Below are 19003 nucleotides of genomic sequence, written 5' to 3'. Positions count from 1 at the left end.
ATTCTATTTAAATGCACTACTTTTGCCATCAGGAAAATTAATCACTTAACAAATAATCCCTGTATTATGAAAACAATTCTTAGCGCATTAGGACTTTCCCTATTGATCTTTACGAGTTGCGGTGGACAAAAAAAGGTTGAAGTAGACTTTATTCAGGACAACATCGACAACGCTGTGGCACAGAACACAATCCAGACGGACATTATTGAGAAGTCCGGTAAAATCTTGAATCCGAGAACAATCAACGAAGATGGGAGTATCTCTTACATACCTATGGAAGACTGGTGCTCAGGTTTCTTTCCCGGTAGTATATGGTTGACTTATAATCTGACGGGTGATAAGAAATGGTTGCCGCTGGCAGAGAAATACACAGAGGCTCTTGATTCAGTGAAATATTTGAAATGGCATCATGATGTAGGGTTCATGATCGGTTGCAGTTATTTGAACGGCTATCGCATGGCAGATAAGAAAGAGTATAAAGACGTCATTATAGAAGCTGCCAGATCATTGTCCACTCGTTTTCGTCCGAATGCAGGCGTTATCCAGTCATGGGATGCCGATAAAGGCTGGCAAGGAACACGGGGATGGAAATGTCCGGTGATTATTGATAATATGATGAATCTCGAACTCTTATTTGAAGCAACAGCCCTTTCCGGGGATTCTACTTTCTATAATATTGCGGTGAAACATGCTGATACAACAATGGCTCACCATTTCCGTCCGGACAACAGCTGCTACCATGTGGTAGATTACGACCCGGAGACAGGAGAAGTGCGTAAGAGACAAACTGCACAGGGATATGCCGACGAATCGGCTTGGGCTCGCGGACAAGCTTGGGCTTTGTATGGATATACTACCTGTTATAGCTATACCAAAGATAAGAAATATCTCGACCAGGCACAAAAGGTCTATAACTTCATCTTTAATAATAAGAACTTGCCGGAAGACCTCGTGCCATATTGGGATTATGATGCTCCGAATATTCCGAACGAACCTCGCGATGCTTCTGCAGCAGCTTGTACAGCCTCTGCCCTTTACGAACTGGATGGCTACCTGCCGGGCAACCACTACAAGGAAACTGCTGATAAGATAATGGAAAGTTTAGGCTCACCTGCTTATCGTGCAAAGGTCGGAACAAACGGCAACTTTATCCTGATGCACTCCGTTGGCAGTATTCCTCACGGTCAGGAAATTGACGTTCCTTTGAACTATGCTGACTATTACTTCCTGGAAGGACTGATGCGTAAAAGAGATTTGGAAAAGAAATAAGAAATAGACAATGAACGGTAAACAGTGAACGGTGAATGCTTGGCGGATTCTGACGGAAAATGTTTACCGTTTATCATTCGCTACTTATTGTTTATAACTCTCTATTGACCGTTTGTCATTTACCTGTTTTAATCATTTATCATAAACTATCATGAATAAACCTATTAACCTTCTTGTAGGAGGATTGACGCTGTTTGCCGCACAAGGTTGCAAGGCTCCGAAACAAGTGTCCCAACAAGCGGAGCATCCTAATATAATCTATGTATTTCCCGATCAATACCGTAACCAGGCGATGGGCTTCTGGAGCCAGAACGGATTCCGGGATAAAGTAAACTTTGAAGGAGACCCCGTGCATACTCCTAATCTGGATGCCTTTGCACGTGAATCTATGGTCTTGTCGTCTGCGCAGAGTAACTGTCCGTTGAGCAGCCCCCATCGTGGAATGTTACTGACCGGTATGTATCCGAACAAAAGTGGTGTACCATTGAATTGCAACTCTACACGTCCGATCAGTTCCTTGCGCGAGGATGCGGAATGTATCGGCGATGTATTCAGCAAAGCAGGCTATGACTGTGCTTATTTTGGCAAACTTCATGCTGACTTCCCAACTCCGAACGATCCCGAACATCCGGGACAGTATGTGGAAGAAAAACGTCCGGCATGGGATGCCTATACACCGAAAGAACGCCGGCACGGTTTTAACTACTGGTATTCTTACGGAACATTTGATGAACACAAGAATCCGCATTACTGGGATGCGGATGGTAAGAGACATGATCCGAAGGAATGGTCACCTTTGCATGAATCAGGCAAAGTCATTTCTTATCTGAAAAATGACGGTAACGTGCGTGATACCAAGAAACCTTTCTTTATAATGGTGGGTATGAATCCTCCTCATAGCCCGTATCGTTCTTTGAATGACTGTGAAGAGCAGGATTTCAATCTTTATAAAGATCAGCCTCTGGATAGTCTGCTGATTCGCCCGAATGTCGATTTGAAGATGAAGAAAGCAGAGTCCGCACGTTATTATTTCGCTTCCGTAACCGGAGTAGACCGTGCTTTCGGACAGATTTTGACGACATTGAAAGAGCTGGGATTGGATAAGAATACAGTCGTAATTTTTGCTTCCGACCATGGCGAGACGATGTGTAGCCAGCGCACTGATGATCCGAAGAATTCCCCTTATTCTGAATCCATGAATATTCCGTTTCTGGTTCGTTTTCCCGGTAAGATTCAGCCGCGGGTAGATGATTTATTGCTCTCTGCTCCTGATATTATGCCTACGGTGCTTGGCTTATGCGGGCTGGGTGATTCTATTCCGGCAGAAGTGCAGGGACGTAATTTTGCTCCTCTTTTCTTCGATGAAAAGGCTGAAATTGTTCGCCCTACAGGTGCACTGTATATTCAGAATGTAGACGGTGATAAAGATGAAAATGGATTGGTGCAGACTTACTTCCCTTCTTCAAGAGGTATCAAGACAGCTCAATATACATTGGCTTTATATATCGACCGTGATACGAAGCAATTGAAGAAAAGCCTCTTATTCGATGATGTAAAAGATCCATATCAGCTGCATAACTTGCCTTTGGAAGAAAATAAGGAGATTGTGGCAAAACTTTGCGGTGAAATGGGAGCTATGTTGAAAGAGATTAACGATCCTTGGTATACGGAAAAGATTCTGTCGGATCGGATCCCTTATTAGCGATTTATGTATTCTTATATAATCATTTAGGCACGGATTACACGGATTTCACGGTCTTTAGTGTTCTCATTGTTGCAAGGCAACCGCGTTCATCCGTGTAATCCATGCCTAAAAAACGAAAGCAATTCAGTAATGAAAGACAGTTGTTTTATAGTATTATTCCTTTTGGGAATTATTCCTTCAGCTTTCGCCCAACTCATCGGATTTGAAAAGGAAGTGCCCGAAACATTTAAAGTTTCCGGAAAGGGAGAAGTGAAAATCTCTTCTCTTTTTTACAAGGAGGGTGAAAGCAGTCTGGAATGGGACTTTCAGCCCGGTTCTACACTGGATGTTCAGATTGCTCCTTTATCGTTGAATACGAGAAACGAGAAGCAGTTCGGCATTACTTTGTGGATTTATAATGAGAAACCACAGCAGGATTCTATTCGTTTTGAGTTTCTGAATAAAGAGGGAGAAGTCTCTTATTGGTTCTCTTATCGTTTGCAGGCAGCAGGATGGCGGGCTTGCTGGATCTCTTTTGAGTATATGCAGGGCGACAAGAAAGATAAGAAGATCGTAGCCTATCGGCTGGTTGCCCCGCAACGGAAGGGACGTATCTTTCTTGACCGTCTCATTTTCCCGGAAAAGAAAATGAATCTTCGTACCACTCCCGACCAGCAGTTGCCTGCTAATAATGGGCTGTCTAATCGTGATTTGTGGCATTGGTGTCTGGTGTGGAAATGGGAACAACAGTCGTATGCTATTCCTCTGCCTTCTAAATTGACAAGCGAGCAAAAGAAGGAGCTGAAGACTATCGAACAACGTTTGACTGACTTTTTGGAAGTGAAAAAGGCTCCGCAAGGACCGATTAATGCTGCCTATAAAACGTTTGAGAAAGCGGCTATCAGTCCATCCATCGCCGGAACGGGATTTATAGGAACTCCTATTGTTGCTCCTGATGAACAGGACAAGAAGAAAGGGGAGATGTCATGGAATGATATTGAAACGATGCTTTCCGGTTTTGCCTATGATGCTTATTATAACCGGAACGAAACATCAAAGAAAAACTACTTTACTGTGTTCGACTATGCTATCGATCAGGGATTTGCCTATGGCAGCGGTATGGGTACCAATCATCATTATGGTTATCAGGTGCGTAAGATATATACGACTGCCTGGCTGATGCGTGATGCAATCTATAAACATCCTCATCGGGATGCTTATCTCTCCACATTGCGTTTTTGGGCGGCTCTGCAAGAAACCCGTCAGCCATGTTCTCCAACGCGTGACGAATTGTTGGATTCCTGGCATACGTTATTGATGGCGAAGTTTATTTCCGCTATGATGTTTCCCGATGCAAGGGAACAAGCGCAAGCTTTGAGCGGCTTGTCACATTGGTTGTCTTCTTCTTTGCGTTATACTCCGGGAACGATCGGTGGTATAAAGGTAGACGGTACGACGTTCCATCATGGCGGTTTCTATCCGGGATATACTACTGGAGTACTTGCGACTGTAGGAGAATATATTGCATTTACCAATGGCACAAGTTTTGAGCTGACAGAAGATGCGCGCAAACACATGAAATCAGCCTTTATTGCTATGCGCAATTATTGTAATCTCTATGAATGGGGCATCGGAATCAGTGGCCGTCATCCTTTTGGAGGAAAGATGGGAAGCGATGATATCGAAGCATTTGCCAATATCGCTTTATCCGGCGATTTGTCCGGTCAGGGAAATACGTTTGATCGTGGTCTGGCTGCCGACTATTTGCGTCTGATACGCAATAGTGATACTCCGAATGCGCGTTTCTTCAAGAAGGAAGGTATTCAACCGGCACAGGCTCCACAGGGATTCTTCGTTTACAACTACGGTTCGGCGGGGATTTTCCGTCGTGTGGATTGGATGGTGACATTGAAAGGATATACCACTGATGTATGGGGGGCTGAAATTTATACGAAAGATAACCGTTACGGACGTTATCAGAGCTATGGTTCCGTGCAGATTATGGGGAAAGGAAGTCCCGTGTCACGTGCCGGAAGCGGCTTTGTGCAGGAGGGATGGGACTGGAATCGCTTGCCGGGTACAACGACCATTCATTTGCCTTTTGAGTTACTCGACAGTCCGCTGAAAGGAACAACTATGGCACACTCCAAAGAGAATTTTTCCGGAAGCAGTTCTTTGAATGGCCAAAATGGTATGTTTGCCATGAAGTTGTCAGAACGGGATTATGAGAACTTCACACCGGACTTTGTGGCCCGTAAATCTGTTTTCTGTTTTGATAACCGGATGGTTTGCCTGGGAACAGGTATCTCGAACTCTAATGCGGACTATCCTACGGAAACCACTCTTTTCCAGACAAAATACAATGGGAAGGAGCCCAAGGTGGGAGAGGATAACTATTGGCTTCATGATGGTTATGACAATTATTATCATGTAGTGGACGGAACCGTTCGTTCACAAGTGGCAGATCAGGAATCACGACATGAAAAGACACGTGAAGTAACCAAGGGGAAATTCTCTTCTGCCTGGATAGAACATGGTAAGGCTCCGAAAGACGGAACATACGAGTATATGGTGCTGATTCAGCCTTCGGCTTCCGAACTCGACGAGCTGCGTAAAACCTCTGTATACGAGGTGTTGCAACGCGATCAGACTGCTCACGTAGTCTTTGACAGGAAAACGGAGATTACGGCCTATGCTGCATTTGAAAACTACCATCCAGCCAGCGACAGAATATTCATCGCTATTCCGGCGGAAACGATGGTGATGGCAGGTAAAGAAGGAGAAGGGAAGATTCGTATCAGTGTATGTGACCCTAATCTGAATATTGCGGAAAAGACTTATACGACGAAAGAACCGAGTCGCCCGATTACTAAAAAGGTATTGCTGAAAGGACGTTGGACATTGAAGAATCCACAGGAAAATGTGCGGTTGGAACAACAAGGTAATAACACGCAGTTGACAGTCGTCTGCCAGCATGGGCAGCCTGTTGAGATGGTAATGCAATCCGATTGATTTAGTTTTATAGAGAAATGATCGTAAAGAATAAGAGGTGCACATTTTGTGCACCTCTTGCTTTTTTCTTTCAACAATTTCTTTTCTACCATTTAGGATTCTGGTCTCCCTCCAATGCCGGATTCAGCTCCATAGCTGCCAATGGAATAGGACGCAGATTAAATTTAGAATCAATGTCACTGTTAATATCCGGATTGTGTGCTTTTGCATACTCAGAAAGTTTGCCGGTACGGGTCAGGTCAGCGAAGCGATGATATTCGCCGGCTAGTTCGCGGGCACGTTCATTCAGAATATAGTCAATATTCATTTCACTTGCAGTAGCTAAAGTTGCATTGGCACGATTGCGGACAATGTTAATGTATCGAGCGGCATTTGTTCCATCATTGAGTTTCACATATGCCTCGGCGGCAATTAAATTTGTTTCTGCCAGTCGAGCCAGATAAATGTTACGCATGGAAGAAGTAGTACTGAAATAAGTGCGTCCGTTCTCTGTATCATCAAATTTGCGGAAGGAAGCAACACCATACACGTCTTCTTTCATTTTTGTTTCATAACTGGTTTCATCTCCATTGATGTTGGTACCCATGGGAAGCATTTCCACTACTTGCGCATTAGCACGACTCGGTAGTGCTGCACGCCAGGCATCCACATTTTCTATTTCCCATGACGGGCAATAGTAGTAGGTGACAGCACTTGTGTTTTTATTGTCATCGTAATAATCCCAGTAACTTTGACGAAGTTCTGTCATAAATGTGCTTTCATAACGGATATCCAGATTGGGTGAGGAAGTATTGGTGTTAAAGACTTCATGCATCCACAAGGTAGGAGTCAATGTAGACGAAGTATATTTATGACCTTTTTCCTGTCCGTCCAGGTAATCGCAGAAATGAGCCTGTTGTTTGTTTCCGTCTGCTTTCGGGTCGTTGACAGTAGCAACATTGTAAACCACTGAGAAAAGGACTTCGGCATTACCTTCGCCTGCATTGCTGAATAAAGTCGGGAATGAAGTAGTCAGAGCTGCTCCCGCACCTGCTGCATTGGCAGCTGTGATAGCGTCACGATAGTCCTGGTCATTATTGGTAAGATATCCTCTTGATAGCAGGGCTTTAGCCAGGTAGTGGTAGGCGGCTTTCCGGTTGAAGCGGCCGTCTGTTGCACTTTCAGGCAAGTTGACAGAAGTGGATAATGCACCCATTTCGGAAATGATAAATCCATAAACATCCGTTGCCGAGCTGCGGGCAATACCTGTGATAGGAGTGGCGGAACGTTCCGTTATCATCGGCACGCCGCCGAATTGCTGTACCAGATTTAAATAGAACAAGGCACGCAGACCGCGAGCTTCATCGATACGACCGGCACGGCTTGCCTCTTTTTCACCCCAGTAAATAACTTCATTAGTCAAGGAAATGGCTTTGTAATGATTTGTGTAAAAGGTTTGCACGTTCTCCTCTGCGGCAGAATAGGCATTGCTGTACAGATTACACGTCGGAACGGATGTACGGCCGGTAGCGAATAAATCTGTTCCTCCTTCAAAGAGCCACGGGTCACCGCCGTATATGGTACGCAATGAACTGTAAGCTGCATTCGACAGAGATTCAAAACCTTCGGCTGTTCCATAATAGTCGGCACCGGGAATGTCGGATTTCAAGTCTTGATTCAGGAAATCGGAGCAACCGGTAAACAGGGTTAGTAGTGCTGTAGCTGTAAGTATATATATATATTTCATAATTGTAATGGTGATTAGAATTTAACATTAAGACCTATCTGGTAAGAAATGGAACTTGGGCCGCCTGTTCCGTCAAGTATAGCGGCATCTGCCCATTCCGGATCAAATCCTTTATAGTCTGTGAAAGTGAACGGATTCAATACGTTGGCATATATACGCAAATGTTCGATACCGATCTTCTTGGTGAGTTGCTTGTCGAAAGTATATCCCAGCGTGATGTTCTTGATTTTCCAATAAGAAGCATCTACATAATTGTTTGACTTGAATTCAGTGTTCTTACCAGTGTACCAGCCATTGCCGCCACCATGATTGTAGTTGACATCGTTGAGCGGGTAGGGGTAGCTGCCTACGTGGGTTTGTCCGGCAACAACTGTGCGATCGGAAGTCAGGGAAGACGGATTGCTTCCATCCCATGTGTAGTTGAATACTGGTGCACCTTCCGGGATGTAGAAGTCCATTTTTAGTTTCGTACGGCCACGGTCGGAATAATCCGTGAATTCTTGCATAAACGGACTGTAGAGCGTGTGTCCTTGTTTGGTGTTTACAGACATGGAGAAATCCCAGTTCTTGTAAGAGAAAGACGTGGAAAGAGTACCTGTCCATTTGGGCATGGCCTGACCGATAATCTGGCGGTCGCTGTCGTCTATTTTACCATCCTTGTTGATGTCTTCGTAGGTCATGCAGCCCTCAAAATAGCCATACCATTCACTCTTGGTTTTCGTCACTCCGTCAATCGTTACTTTCTCATTGGCTGTTGCTTGTGTGCAGATGCCCGTTTGACGTAAGTCGTAAGCCACGTCGATGGGCTGTCCGATAAACCAACGTTCAGCACGCATATCTTCTTTTTTACCTTGCAGTTCGAGAATCTCATTCTTGTTTTTAGCAAATGTTGCGGTGACATCCCAATAAAAGTTTTTGGTCTGAAGCAAAACACCTTTCAACATAAGTTCGATACCACTGTTGCGGACTTTTCCGACATTGGCAGTCATTGTACCTGTGGGAGAACCTTGCTCAAGCAATAATTTCTGATCCATCAGCAGGTCTTTGGAGGTTTTGTTATACCAGTCGATGGTACCGGACAGGCGACCGTTGAAGAAACCGAAGTCCAGACCAAAGTTCAACTCAGTCGTTTTCTCCCAGCTCAATAACTCATTGATGACTTCGGGACCATAACCCTTTCCAAAGCTGGAATAATAAAGCTGATTAGCTAGAAACATAGTTTCATAGTTGCCTACGGAAGCATTGTTGCCCGTTGCTCCGAAACTGCCACGAAGTTTCAGGTTGCTGATCCACGGAGCTTTGTCTTTGATAAATGATTCCTCACTGATGCGCCATGCCAAAGCTGCGGAAGGGAAACTTCCCCAGCGATGTCCGTCCTGAAATTTGGAAGAGCCATCCCAACGGGAAGAGATTGTCGCCAGATAACGTCCTTTATAAGCATAGTTCAAACGAAGCGCGTAGGATAGCATGGTCGCCTTTCCGTAAGAACTCTCAATATCGCTGTAACTTTTGGCAGAGCCCATATTATACCATAATGTTTTCGGAGTGACTCCTTCGCCGGTTAAGGCGTATTTCTCTGCTTCTGTGCTGTATACGCTCAACAATGCCATGGCGTTAAAGCTATGGTCTTCCTTGACCGTCTTGACGTAATTCACCTGAGTGTCCCAAGTATAGGAGAAAGATTCATTGCGGGTGACGGTAGCCGAAGAAGTTCCGGTAGGGTTTGTTGAAGCATTATATGTGCTGGATTGTGCAGACGACAGTCCTCCGTAATATTCCCCTCTGCGACGGGTAGAGAACGTAGGAGAGAAGGTAGTCTTGATAATCACGTCATTGACCGGTTGATATTGGGCGTACATCGTTCCCAGCACACGATATCCTTTCGTCTTGTCCTCCGAATTCTGAGAGTCGATCAGCGGAGAAACGGAAGAAGAAAACCCGGCGGGGAAAGTAGAGCTGGAAGCCTGTCCCGGTGCTAAATCTTTGCCCGGGAGGTAGTTGACCTCACCGGTTTCTGTGTTATAAGGCAGCCAATATCCATTAGCGCGGAATGACTCTTGAACGGCACGTTTGGAACCGTAGTCATAATTGAAAGCGACTAGATTGGCTGTTGCCCCTACCTTGATATATTTATTGATTTTGCCGTCAATAGCCATTTTCACATTGAAGCGTTTCATACCATCGCCCATCACTCCGTCCTCCTGCTGATAGCCGGCTCCAAGGCGGTAGGATACTTTTTGTCCGGCGCCTGCAACTTGGATGAAGTGATTCTGCTGTGTCCCGTCCTTCAACATCAAATCACGCCAGTCTGTAAAATCTCTGTTGATGAACTGTTCGCGCATCTTAGTAGAAAGAGCATTTCCTTTGTCATTCCAGACAGAGGCAAGGTTACCCTCAGTCATTTCAAGTGGCAGACGACCATCCACAATTCCCGCATTCTTCACAGGAGAAGTATATTTCATATAACGATAATCCATCCATTCCACATCGTCCATGAATTCGGGCATGCGGGCTACTGTCTTATAGCCTACATAACCATCGTATGTAACGTTTACTTTCATTTCCGCCCCTACTTGAGCCGATTTAGTAGTAACGATGACTACACCGTTCGTGGCGCGTGAACCATAAATGGCTGTGGAGGAGGCGTCTTTCAATACATCTATTTTCTCTATATCCGACGGGTTCAAGAAATTGATATCATCACATACCACTCCATCTACTACGAATAAAGGACTTGTACTGCTACCTAATGTACTTTTACCACGAATGGAAATGCTGAAGCTTTCGCCTACACGGCTGGATGATTGGGAAATATCGACTCCGGGCACTTGTCCTTGCAAGGATTCCATGACGGTTGATGCACCTTTGCCGGTCAATTTTGCGTTGTCCACACTACTGATTGCTCCGGTCAAATCGGATTTTTTTTGTACACCGTAACCCACAACGACCACTTCATCAAGAGTCTGAAGGTCTTCCGTCAGCTTTACTGTTAGGTTTGTCTGGTCGGCAATTGTAATTGTTTGTGGAAGATAGCCGATAAACGAGATTTTGATTTTTGCACCTTTTGAAACGGCTGGCAAGGTAAATTTCCCATCAATGTCTGTGATTGTTCCGTTGGTTGTACCGATTTCTGTTACATTGGCCCCAATTACAGGTTCGCCGGTTGAATCGAGTACTGTACCTGTGATCTGACGGCCTTGTGCAAAGGCAATTAAACATAGCATGCTCAGAAAAAGAGTCACTGCTAATTTTCGGACTTGCGTTTTTAGATCCATAATTTTATGTTTTTATAGTTATTAAATAAGGTGTATAACAGGATAATTTATGCTGTTACGATATGCGAAATTAAAAATTATTTATAGTTGTAATGTGGAAAAATTAATCTTTGATGTGAATTTTTTAGTCAGTATGCAGGAATGATGCCTTTTGCAGCAGTATCTTTACAATAAAAAGAAGATAGCAGATCTTTTACAGACCTGCTATCTTCTTTTTATTGTAAAGCTTGGAAATATAAATATTACTTATTCAGTCTCCATTCGAAACCGTCTTTGGTATCTTTGATTTCAAATCCGAGTGCTGTCAGTGTGTTGCGGATCTCGTCGGAAGTAGCCCAGTCTTTGTTGGCTTTCGCTTTCATACGTTGTTCCAGTAGCATATCTACTACCTTGCCGTAAGCTGCTTCACGACCATCTGAAGAGCCTTTTTCTTCTTTCAATCCCATGATGTCGAAACTGAACAGATGGAATGTTTCTTTCAGGTCTTTCAGGTCTTCGGCGGAGATAGTGGCATTGCCGGCAATGATATTGTTAATGATGCGGGCGCCTTCGAAAAGCTGTGCGATGACAATCGGTGTATTCAAGTCGTCATTCATTGCTTCGTAGCATTTTGCACGTAGCTCTTTCACGTTGATTCCCTCTGAAGTTGCCGATGCGGGAGTTATCTTATCCAATGCGTCGATAGCTTCCATCAGACGTTGCAAGCCTTTTTCGGATGCTTGCAATGCCTCATTGCTGAAATCTACCGTACTGCGGTAATGAGCTTGCAGGATGAAGAAGCGGATCGTCATTGGTGTGTAGGCTTGTGCCAACAGCTTATGGGTACCGTTGAAGAATTCGTCCAGTGTGATGAAGTTGCCAAGTGATTTACCCATCTTTGTTCCATTGATGGTAATCATATTGTTGTGCATCCAGTAGTGAACCATGTCGTCCCCTTGCGAAGCTACCGATTGTGCGATTTCACATTCGTGGTGGGGGAAAATCAAGTCCATTCCTCCTCCGTGAATATCGAAGTGCTCACCCAGGTATTTGCGTCCCATAGCGGTACATTCGGCGTGCCATCCGGGGAAGCCGTCGCTCCATGGAGACGGCCAGCGCATGATATGTTCCGGTTGTGCCTTTTTCCAAAGGGCGAAGTCGGCAGGATTGCGTTTTTCGCTTTGTCCGTCAAGGTCACGGGTGGTATTTAATACGTCGTCCAGATTACGTCCGGAAAGTTTTCCGTAGTGGTAATCCTTATTGTATTTGGCTACATCGAAGTAGACGGAGCCTTCGCTTTCATAGGCGTATCCGGCATCCAAAATCTTCTGTACCAGTTGGATTTGTTCAATGATATGTCCTGAAGCATGTGGCTCAATGCTTGGAGAAAGTACATTCAACGCTTCCATTGCTTTATGATAGCGGTTCAGGAAATATTGAACAACCTCCATTGGCTCCAACTCTTCCAGACGTGCTTTTTTGGCGATTTTGTCTTCTCCGTCATCGGCATCGTGTTCCAGATGACCTACGTCGGTAATATTTCGTACGTAGCGTACTTTATATCCTAGGTGGGTGAGATAGCGGAATAACACATCAAAGGTTATAGCCGGGCGGGCGTGTCCTAAATGGGCATCTCCGTAAACAGTCGGTCCACACACATACATGCCTACATGAGGTGCATGAAGCGGTACAAACAACTCTTTCTTTCTATCTAAGGTGTTGTAAATGGTAAGTTGATGTTCCATAACATTTTATATTTGTTTTATTGGAATCGCAAAGTTAGTATAAAATCTGAATATGCGCCCTATCTTTAATCGGTTGATTTTAAGTGTTGGGTCGTTTTTGCTAGTAAGGTGATTTGTTTCCCGGTATGAAACTGACAGTTTCACACCGAGGAAACAATAGTTTCACTACGAGGAACCAAAGGTTTCTCACCGAGAAACTAAAACTCTGTCAGCATGTCAGTAAATGTTTGGCTATTGTTGATTACAAAACTTATTGATTGCTTCTGCTACACCGTCTTCTTCGTTACTTAGAGTGATGTAATCTGCTGCTTTCTTTACAGGTTCTTGAGCATTTCCCATGGCAACCCCCAGTCCTGCAAACTTAATCATGGAAAGGTCATTATAGCCATCACCTATGGCAATAACTTCTTCACGTGCTACTCCTATTTCTTTTAACAGGACGGCCAAAGAAAGAGCTTTGTCAATACCTTGCGGGACTAATTCGAGAAAATAGGGTTCTGAACGGAAAACATTAATGCGACCTTGCAGCCGGAGACAAAGTTCGGCTTCAAGTGGAATCAGTTTATCGGCATCTCCTACGATGAGGCATTTGGCTACGGGAAGCGTGATGTCTGTCAGGAAGTCGTTTGTCTCCCGAACTGCCATTTTATTGAGAAAGGCCTCTTTTAATACGTATGGATCTTGAGAGTTTTCGGTTATTATCTCTGCTCCGTCATAGGTTAATATACTTAGTTGATGGGTACGGGCACATTCGTAAAGCATTGGAACGACTTCATTAGGCAACACATTTTCATATACCATCTCCTGTGTTTCCCAATTAATGATTTCTCCTCCGTTATAGGACAGGATGAATCCACCGAATTCATTCATACGTAACTCATTAGCTAATGGCACAATACCATAAGTAGGTCGCCCGGAAGCTAATACCAGTCGTATTCCTTGCTCTTGCATACGTATCAGAATTTCCCTGTTGCGGGGAGTGATTTCCTTTTTAGAGTTGGTGAGTGTGCCGTCAAGATCGAGCACGATAAGTTTGTATTTCATGTAGGGTTGTTTTGGATGCAAAGATAAATTAAAAAAGTTTTTCTGCAAGGTGGTGGGGGAAAAGATGTGGTTTTAGCTGAAATTGCACTGTGATAGTGCAATTTGTTTTGTTGTTTGCACTATTATAGTGCAAATAATCGTATCTAAGCCAGCCATCGTTTGTTCGACTTGGCAGATGCTTTTGTAAAGATGGGAGGCAAGTACTTGTTTATTGATGAAATTTATAAATATAAAGATTGGTCGAAAGAGCTTAATTTGATTTATGATTATCATTCAAAGTTGGATATTGTTTTTACAGGTTCATCTGTATTGGATATTAATAAAGGAGCTTCAGATTCGAGTCCTCGCGCTGTTATGTATCAGATGCAGGGATTTTCTTTTTGAACCAGACCCGTGTTTTTTCGGATGTAGTAGTTTCTCCTGTTTCTGATTTCTTGGTTGATGATATGACATTTAGATAAATAAAAGCCGCATAACTTTCGTTATGCGGCTTTTATTATTAAACTGGTAAAATAGTTTTATTCAATTGTTGCTCCATAACCAGCTACGTCGCTAGCTAATGTAAATATACCATTTACATAATCATATTGAGTAATAGGAGCTGTTGCGTGCTTGGTTATGTTATTACTGCTTGCTGGTTCTTTAACTTGAGAACCTGTATGATAATAATTCCAATTTTTTGTTAAGCCATATACGATATTGTCGGTTACATCTATTTGAGGCGTGCAACTTTCTAAGAAAGAATAATAGTAGGAGCCGAATTCTGCTTCCGGACTTACGTCAAAGATATTCTTGCTTATAGTCAATGATGTTCCTTTTTGGTATCTGAAGAATATATTGCTACCTACCATGTTGACAAAAGTATTATTTATAATTTCGGCAGAAAGTACACCATCTGATAAAGGAGTATTACCAGTAGCCCAGTTTAATATTTGTACGCCTTCTTGAGGTGTCTGACTATACACAATATTGTTCTTGAAGTTGAAAGTTTTATAATCTCCTAAATTGAAGCCTTTATATATATTTATCAAGGCAATTTTTATAGCATTAACTTCAATACGAGTGTCTTGAACAGAGATGTTATTTATACCAAAATATCCCTTTTGTGCTGCATCGTAATAAATTGGTTTCAAGACATTCGCAATCAGGCAGTTGTCAAAGCATATGTCAGTGAAGTCTCCACTGCTGGCAACACCTGCATTGTTTATGAAGTAACCAGTATTGCTAGCGACTCCATCGAGATCTCTTAAATCTATTTTTATATTTTTTAAAAGTAGCTTTCCTTTGCATGATTTCCAGCAATTAGCAGGACGAAGTGTTACTTGCTCGTCATCATATTGACCGATAATAATAACATCATTACTGATTGATTTTACTCCGGCTGTGGTAAAATTGTGTGCTGTACCTGTGAGGAACAGTATAACTGGTTTACTCATTGTGGCACTAAAGTAAGTATCAAGTGCTACATCGGCATCTGTTGCATCCAATATTTGTATGTCAGCATCTGAATAAATTTGGTTGTTGATGGTGATGCCGCCGATAGTAATGTCTTTTCCATTATCAAAATCAGCCTTATAATCCGTACGATTCTTGATACTAACCTGAATCTTTGCAATCATAGCATACTTTCCACTTGTTGCCAATACCGCAATATCAGTACTGTTATCAGCTGTTGCACGAGTCATCATCTTTGCGCTTGATGCAGGGGCAGTAACAACCAATACATTTTCTTTTCCAGCTTCCTTAGAGAATTTAGCACTCCATCCTTCGGGAGCAGTAATCATTGTATTTTCTACTCCTCTCACGGTCATGGTAAACTCTTTCACTTCACCTGCCGAAAACTCCTGTACTTGTTTTAAATCTTCGGCTGCAAAACTACATTCGAAATCACGAACGATAGGGATACGTATGGTTGGAGCATCCTCACCTGCAAGTACTAAGACCAGTTCGTTGTTTTCTACTGTTACACTCTTGAAGTTTTTGTCTTCTGTCGGAGCAGAACCGTCACCGGTTGCACTGACTTTGTCGTTAGTTCCTTCTTTGTATATATAACTATAATTCTTTCCTCCGTCATAGCTAACCTGCCAGTAGCCTTCACTATCTACATTGAATGTAGGAGTCTTACCACTCTCTCCATTAGCTTTCACAGGTTGTCCGTTTACAGTCAGACGTTCCGGGGTTTCATTTTTGTTATAAAGAACAGTCCAGTAGCCTTCTGAATCGATACCGATAATAGGGCATAACAGGTTATTATCGTTTTTCATATATAGATTTACTGTCTTTCCATTGCTCAAAGTGAGTGTGTAAGAATCAGACTTTTCCTCTATATTAGTAATAAATGTTCCTTCATTATAAAGTTCGCGAAGAGCTTCAGTATTACTATTTATATCACGTACTTGTGTTTCGAGTGCGGTAACGCGCTTTTTCAGTGCGTCTACATCATCTTCCAAATCGTCAATGTTGGTACATGCTACCAGGCATACAGCCAATAACATGAACATACTCCATACTTTTTTCATGATTATATTGTTTTAAAGTTATTATTTTAAAGAGGATAGCCAGGAGGGAACATATCCCAAACGTTTACGTAATTGAGCTTCATAGAGTGAATATGGTTCCACAGCAGTTCCGTTGCTTTCGAGTCGCTTCATTTGAGTATCATCAAAATCTAAAGGACTTCCATGGAAACCGACAATGATAGGAGGCATAAATTTCCACCAAAAGCCGTTACCATCCCACCAGGTAAATTTACCTCCTGTATCGATGTCCTGGTCTGTTTGTGCATTTGTTGCGTAGAAATTCCATATTGTCAGATTCTCCATATGATTAGGCATTTGGGCAGAGTCTCCTCCTTGTCTCCAATGCATGAAACCACCGGAACAGCAGTCGATTAGTGTTGCACGTGGCTGTGTGGCATGTGATTCAAAGCAAGAATCATCTCCCCATCTAACATTCCATATTACAGCACCCATACTTTGCTTTGAAACACCGCAAGCGTGATATTGTCCAACATTCGTTTTATATTCCATCAATGTGCTTTCACCTTCTCCTTTTCTAAGTGTGTAGCCATTGCTGTTTTCAGTTACTTTTCCAATAAAGATACGGGAAGAAGCTTGCGATCGGATAGAAGCATGTCCACGATTACCGCCAATAGTGATGTCATAAGCAGAACAGTTGGCAGAATTGGTGATTGACATGGCTTCACTAACACTCTCAAAATTAACCCGGCGCATCCACGAATTGGTCAGACGCACAAAATCGATGAGCTTAAAACCACCATCGTCAATGTCAGAGCCGTGGTGAATGAACTTCTCTTTGGCGTGTCCTTTGAAGGTCAGGTCTTCTACACCCACATTGGCATAGTTTGCGAACTTATGTACTTTCCATCCCCAATCTTTATTGATAGCGTGCATGATCGGCTCTTTGAAGGTAACATTGTTACCGCTGATTTTCTCAATCTGATGATATTCGTATATCTGAATCCCTTTTGTCTTGATATTGGGAGTACCACCTTGCTGTATCTTAATATCTTCCCATTTGTGTGGATATAATTCGGAGTTAATTACATTGTCATCCGTATTTTCCAACACAAGGCATACCCAGCTGCCTCCGCTTACTCCTGTTAAACTAGCCGTTATGGTTTTGCTGCCTATCGGAGCATCTTCGGTGATGGTACCGACAGATTCTCCTAATCCTGTATTGTGTTTGAACTCCATCATGACAGGAGCATTCCACATCTCTTCGGTTGGCTTGGGAGAATTATTGGCAGCGGTCATTTCGAGTGTCGTTTTGTTTTTTCCGGCTCCTTTTAAAACAATATCACTCATTGATATACGAATCCTGCGATCTTTAGAATCCTCATCTTGCAGAATATAGTTTCCTTCGGGGAAGTAGATAATAGCTTTAGCATTTTCCTTGATATATCGGTCGGTCATATTGTTGTCTTCTTGCTTTGTTTGACTCGCTATTTCTGCCAAGACCTTCATGAAAGCTGCTCTGTCAGATTTACCGTCGTTGGGGATAGCTCCATATTTGGGATCTGTAACATCGTATACTTTATATCCTTGCGCTGTTAGCGTTTCTATTTCGGGAGGAGCCATTTCACCATACTTATATCCGGCGTATGAAAAGTCTAATAACACATTCTGTTGGTCAGCGTTAACAAACTGCTGCCAGGCTTCTGCTCCGGCTTCGCTGGAAAGTTGTTTAACTTCAATAGATACAATACGGATATAATTCTTTGATGAAGTCAGTACAATTTTAATAGTTTCTTCCACATCCTTTGTCGCAGTTGCTTGTGGTGTGATAGTTAACAAGTTCTCGGACAAAAGAACATTCCATCCTTTAGGAGCTTGTACTACGGCTTGTTGTACGTCATTCTGTTCTACTTTATATTCCTTATGATTCTCATTGGGGGCGAAAACCTGCACGGCTTGTTCGCTGTCGGCATCATTGAGACCATAAATTATCAGTCCAAAGGTGTCATCTACCGGAAAGGTATATGTTTTTCCTCCATCGGATAATGTGAATGAGAAAGTGTGGTTTGCTTCATTATATTCTACCTTACTGAATATACTGGTTCCTCCCTGACTTCCACCTTCGGCCTTAGTTCCTAAGCTTGTATACGTTTGTCCATTATCGTAGCTCACTTGCCAATATCCACTGGAGGATACGCTGATTAATGGAGTTGCCACCACATTGCCTTCTTCATCACGGGGCCATGCCGATACTTTCTCTCCATCGGCTCCCGGCAGATATTTGAAATCGGTATCACTACTTGTTTTATATATCCAGTAGCCTTCTTCATCTACGGAAAATTCAGGGACAGATGCCTGTACCGCTTCACTTTCCATGACTTTAATGCTTGTTCCGTCACTAAGTTCCAGCAAATATCCCAGACCATCTTTAGTCGGAGTAATTCCGATAATGACTTTGTTTTTTTGCATAAGGGCTTGCAGACTGGCAAATGAAGTATTCAGTCCTTCCGTTGCTTTTTCCAAAGCAGCGACACGGTCTTTCAGAGAATTGATGTCTGCTTCCAGGTCATCTGTTTTCTGGCACGATTGCATGATTGCCAACATGCTGCAAATACCAAATAGTAATAGGTAGGTAATGCTCCTGTTTTTCATACGTTTATTATTTCGGGTTATTTATAATTTTCACAATGGCAAAGATAACCGGATAAAATAAGAATATATGGATAAAAAAATTCAGGAATACGATGAAATAATACATTTTACACGCCTCTGTGATAGATTGTGACTTATGT

The 19003-nt window shown here is 42.9% G+C and carries 9 protein-coding genes and 1 pseudogene; 4 read left to right on the top strand and 6 right to left on the bottom strand.

What is annotated here, in order from left to right:
• The first annotated feature begins 66 nt into the window (after positions 1 to 66).
• From I2I13_RS04885 to I2I13_RS04875, 3 genes are all read left to right on the top strand, one after another.
• Positions 67 to 1269, top strand: a complete 1203-nt coding sequence (locus I2I13_RS04885; RefSeq protein WP_195648952.1) for a glycoside hydrolase family 88 protein — start codon at positions 67 to 69, stop codon at positions 1267 to 1269.
• 151 nt (positions 1270 to 1420) lie between these two features.
• Positions 1421 to 2971 carry a sulfatase gene (locus tag I2I13_RS04880; protein WP_195648951.1) on the top strand — a complete coding sequence of 517 codons (1551 nt, stop codon included), beginning with the start codon at positions 1421 to 1423 and terminating at the stop codon, positions 2969 to 2971.
• 132 nt (positions 2972 to 3103) lie between these two features.
• A complete protein-coding gene (locus tag I2I13_RS04875; RefSeq protein ID WP_195648950.1) occupies positions 3104 to 5965 on the top strand; it encodes a chondroitinase family polysaccharide lyase in 2862 nt (953 codons plus the stop codon).
• Positions 5966 to 6050: 85 nt separating this feature from the next.
• Here I2I13_RS04875 and I2I13_RS04870 read toward each other — a convergent pair whose 3' ends face one another.
• The 4 genes from I2I13_RS04870 to I2I13_RS04855 form a co-directional block, all read right to left on the bottom strand.
• The gene (locus I2I13_RS04870; protein WP_195648949.1) at positions 6051 to 7691 is read right to left on the bottom strand and encodes a RagB/SusD family nutrient uptake outer membrane protein; all 1641 of its coding nucleotides are present in this window, start codon (positions 7689 to 7691) and stop codon (positions 6051 to 6053) included.
• Between the two features lie 14 nt (positions 7692 to 7705).
• Positions 7706 to 10966, bottom strand: coding sequence for a TonB-dependent receptor (locus I2I13_RS04865; RefSeq protein WP_195648948.1), 3261 nt, complete (start codon positions 10964 to 10966; stop codon positions 7706 to 7708).
• 242 nt (positions 10967 to 11208) lie between these two features.
• A complete protein-coding gene (cysS, locus tag I2I13_RS04860) occupies positions 11209 to 12690 on the bottom strand; it encodes a cysteine--tRNA ligase (RefSeq protein ID WP_148364218.1) in 1482 nt (493 codons plus the stop codon).
• Between the two features lie 231 nt (positions 12691 to 12921).
• The gene (locus I2I13_RS04855) at positions 12922 to 13734 is read right to left on the bottom strand and encodes a Cof-type HAD-IIB family hydrolase (protein WP_195648947.1); all 813 of its coding nucleotides are present in this window, start codon (positions 13732 to 13734) and stop codon (positions 12922 to 12924) included.
• Between the two features lie 147 nt (positions 13735 to 13881).
• Between I2I13_RS04855 and I2I13_RS04850 the strand changes: the two are divergent.
• Positions 13882 to 14115: pseudogene (locus I2I13_RS04850) on the top strand (AAA family ATPase); the annotation flags it as partial.
• A 137-nt stretch (positions 14116 to 14252) separates the two neighbouring features.
• On the opposite strand, the gene I2I13_RS04845 reads toward I2I13_RS04850, so the two are convergent.
• Entirely contained in the window at positions 14253 to 16253 is a 2001-nt protein-coding gene (locus I2I13_RS04845; RefSeq protein ID WP_195648946.1) for a PL29 family lyase N-terminal domain-containing protein, read from the bottom strand.
• 21 nt (positions 16254 to 16274) lie between these two features.
• Entirely contained in the window at positions 16275 to 18863 is a 2589-nt protein-coding gene (locus I2I13_RS04840; protein WP_195648945.1) for a DUF4955 domain-containing protein, read from the bottom strand.
• Positions 18864 to 19003: the final 140 nt, after the last annotated feature.

The organism is Bacteroides sp. D55t1_190419_B8 (genome assembly GCF_015558905.1).
GTDB classification, from domain to species: Bacteria; Bacteroidota; Bacteroidia; order Bacteroidales; family Bacteroidaceae; genus Bacteroides; species Bacteroides vicugnae.
This window is presented reverse-complemented; position numbering and strand designations above follow the sequence as displayed.

What these genes read in the sequence shown, in the direction of transcription:
- I2I13_RS04885 (WP_195648952.1), top strand. Translation starts at nt 67, where the DNA reads ATGAAAACAATTCTTAGCGCATTAGGACTTTCCCTATTGATCTTTACG.
- I2I13_RS04880 (WP_195648951.1), top strand. Translation starts at nt 1,421, where the DNA reads ATGAATAAACCTATTAACCTTCTTGTAGGAGGATTGACGCTGTTTGCC.
- I2I13_RS04865 (WP_195648948.1), bottom strand. Translation starts at nt 10,966, where the DNA reads ATGGATCTAAAAACGCAAGTCCGAAAATTAGCAGTGACTCTTTTTCTG.
- I2I13_RS04845 (WP_195648946.1), bottom strand. Translation starts at nt 16,253, where the DNA reads ATGAAAAAAGTATGGAGTATGTTCATGTTATTGGCTGTATGCCTGGTA.
- I2I13_RS04855 (WP_195648947.1), bottom strand. Translation starts at nt 13,734, where the DNA reads ATGAAATACAAACTTATCGTGCTCGATCTTGACGGCACACTCACCAAC.
- I2I13_RS04840 (WP_195648945.1), bottom strand. Translation starts at nt 18,863, where the DNA reads ATGAAAAACAGGAGCATTACCTACCTATTACTATTTGGTATTTGCAGC.
- cysS (WP_148364218.1), bottom strand. Translation starts at nt 12,690, where the DNA reads ATGGAACATCAACTTACCATTTACAACACCTTAGATAGAAAGAAAGAG.
- I2I13_RS04875 (WP_195648950.1), top strand. Translation starts at nt 3,104, where the DNA reads ATGAAAGACAGTTGTTTTATAGTATTATTCCTTTTGGGAATTATTCCT.
- I2I13_RS04870 (WP_195648949.1), bottom strand. Translation starts at nt 7,691, where the DNA reads ATGAAATATATATATATACTTACAGCTACAGCACTACTAACCCTGTTT.